At 55.1% G+C, this 2,424-nt stretch carries 3 protein-coding genes; 2 read left to right on the top strand and 1 reads right to left on the bottom strand.

Going from position 1 to position 2,424, the window contains the following annotated elements; all coding sequences use genetic code 11:
• Positions 1–750: 750 nt before the first annotated feature.
• Positions 751–1,077: a hypothetical protein gene (locus Q4Q11_RS31470; RefSeq protein WP_112511034.1), complete on the bottom strand. Its 327-nt coding sequence runs from the start codon at positions 1,075–1,077 to the stop codon at positions 751–753.
• A gap of 111 nt (positions 1,078–1,188) precedes the next feature.
• Between Q4Q11_RS31470 and Q4Q11_RS31475 the strand changes: the two genes are divergently transcribed.
• Both Q4Q11_RS31475 and Q4Q11_RS31480 read left to right on the top strand, forming a co-directional pair.
• Positions 1,189–1,617 carry a CoA-binding protein gene (locus Q4Q11_RS31475; RefSeq protein WP_498571940.1) on the top strand — a complete coding sequence of 143 codons (429 nt, stop codon included), beginning with the start codon at positions 1,189–1,191 and terminating at the stop codon, positions 1,615–1,617.
• Between the two features lie 151 nt (positions 1,618–1,768).
• A partial coding sequence (locus Q4Q11_RS31480; RefSeq protein WP_498571941.1) for an aminotransferase class V-fold PLP-dependent enzyme occupies positions 1,769–2,424 on the top strand: 656 nt, incomplete at its 3' end.

The raw sequence follows: 2,424 nt of genomic DNA on the forward strand, positions 1-2,424 counted from the left end.
ATCATCTATTGTAAGGTTTTTACTTGTTCGGCCGTTTCCCTGTGGCGCGGCTTGTCAGGATCGTTCTCTTTATGTTTTAAATCCTTTGCGCGGACATTATAAATGACTAATTTATTGGGGTATGAAGCGCGAACAAATATCGCATGCCTTGTGAACGCGACAGTAGAATTAGACATCACTTACTTAAAAGCGACAGCGGGTTGCATCGTCGGAATGAATGCATCCGGCAGCGGATAGGTCGCATATGTGAAAATTGCGACGAAAGCCGCCTCCGATCTCTTTCAGGTCTCTAGATACGGTGAATAATTCCGCAAGCAATGAAAAATATTTCAGCTCGTATTGATGATAGTCAGTGAAGGATTCGTTGAGAGGTCATATTTTCTGCAAGTAGAAAAGTAAAAATGTGTGGAGTTTTCTGGTATATCACGGACGGAATCTTAAAATTATTCTGCGAAAAATTTTGAGGCGGCATATATTCCGGTTCTCGATCGGTTCTGATTTTGATCAGTCTTCATGAGTATTTTCTAATTTTCGTGAGAATAAATAGCGAACAAAGATTGCATTTCCGAAGAACGCAATTTCGCCACTCGGGGAGAAATTTCTGAAAGCGCTTTGAAAAAGCAATTCAAGTGCCGGTACGCCGCAGCGCTTGCGAGGCTGCCATGTCGAGGGCAAGCCATGCCTGGAGCAATCAATGGTCGTAGCGGGCTATTCGAGCCCATCCTGATCGTCAGAGGTCGCGCAGCACGCTTAGCGTCGAAAAATCAGTAGATCGTCATCGAGATCCGTCATCGGCCGGCACGTATAGACGGGACAGGAGGCGCGGTCCTTCGTCGGCATATAATCCTGATAGGCATAGAAGCCGTTGTCGCATGCGTTGCTGTCTGCGACATAACGGTCATAGAGCGTCATATTGGGTGTCCGCCTGGCCGGATAGCGCATGATCACCGCGCGTTCGCGGTTGATGACCGCCCTCGCTTCGGCGCAGGTCATGGACATGGAATTATATCGCGAAATGGCCAGCGCAGGCGTCGCGGCCGACGCGAGCAGCAAGCTCAGGAGAACGATCTTTTTCATCGGGGCAATCCTCCCTGAAATTGTTATAATGCAATATATACATGGAGACCGTGATCTCGGTTTCCATATTTGCGGTAAAACGCAAGTGTGATCGAAGTGGGAGGCTTCGTGATGAACCACGACAGTTATGACGATTCTTATATTGCCGATATCCTCTTGTCCGTAAGGACCGTCGCGCTCGTCGGCGCTTCGCCCAATCCCGCCCGTCCGAGCAACGGCGTGATGGCCTATCTTCTGAACAAAGGGTATCGGGTCATTCCCATCAATCCGGGACAGGCAGGCAAGGAAATTCTGGGCCAATGGGTTTACGCGCGTCTGTGCGATATTCCCGAGCCTGTGGATATGGTCGATGTTTTCCGCGCGCCCGAATATCTCCGATCCGTGGTCGAGGAAGCCATCATGATCGAGCCCCGGCCGCCGGTCATTTGGGGCCAGCTTGGCGTGCGCGACGACGCGGCGGCAGCAAGGGCGGAGGCCGCCGGCGTAAGGGTCGTCATGAACCGCTGTCCCGCCATAGAATATCCGCGTCTGGTCGCCTGAGCGGCGAGTTGCGCGTTTATCGCGCTATATCGCCGAAAGAGGGCAAGTTTTTTCCGGGCAGCGAAAAGCATGGCAAACTTCGCGATTAACTTTGACGGGCCGACCGCTATGATCTTCCCGCAACCGACAGAATCGGCGGGAGGGAAAGATCATGCCAACGAACAATCCTGGTTTCGACACGCTTGCGATCCATGCGGGCGCGCAGCCGGACCCGACGACGGGCGCCCGCGCGACCCCGATCTACCAGACGACATCTTTCGTTTTCCAGGATGCGGACCACGCCGCCGCGCTCTTCGGCCTGCAGCAGTTCGGCAATATATATACGCGCATCATGAACCCGACGCAGGCCGTGCTGGAGGAGCGGGTTGCCGCACTCGAAGGCGGGACCGCGGCTCTTGCCGTCGCCTCGGGCCATGCGGCCCAAATGCTGACCTTCCACACCATCATGCAGCCAGGCGACAATTTCGTTGCGGCGAGGCGGCTCTATGGCGGCTCGGTCAATCAGTTCGGCCACTCCTTCAAGAATTTCGACTGGCGGGTGCGTTGGGCCGATCCGGCCGACCCCGCCACCTTCGAGGCGCAGATTGACGAGCGCACCCGCGCCATCTTCATCGAAAGCCTGGCCAATCCCGGCGGCACCTTCGTCGATATCGCCGCGATCGCCGCCGTCGCCCACAAGCATGGCCTGCCGCTGATCGTCGACAACACCATGGCAAGCCCCTATCTCATCCGGCCGCTCGAGCACGGTGCCGACATCGTCGTGCATTCGCTGACGAAATTCCTCGGCGGTCACGGCAACTCCATGGG

This window comes from Rhizobium sp. UFLA01-1127, from assembly GCF_059803845.1.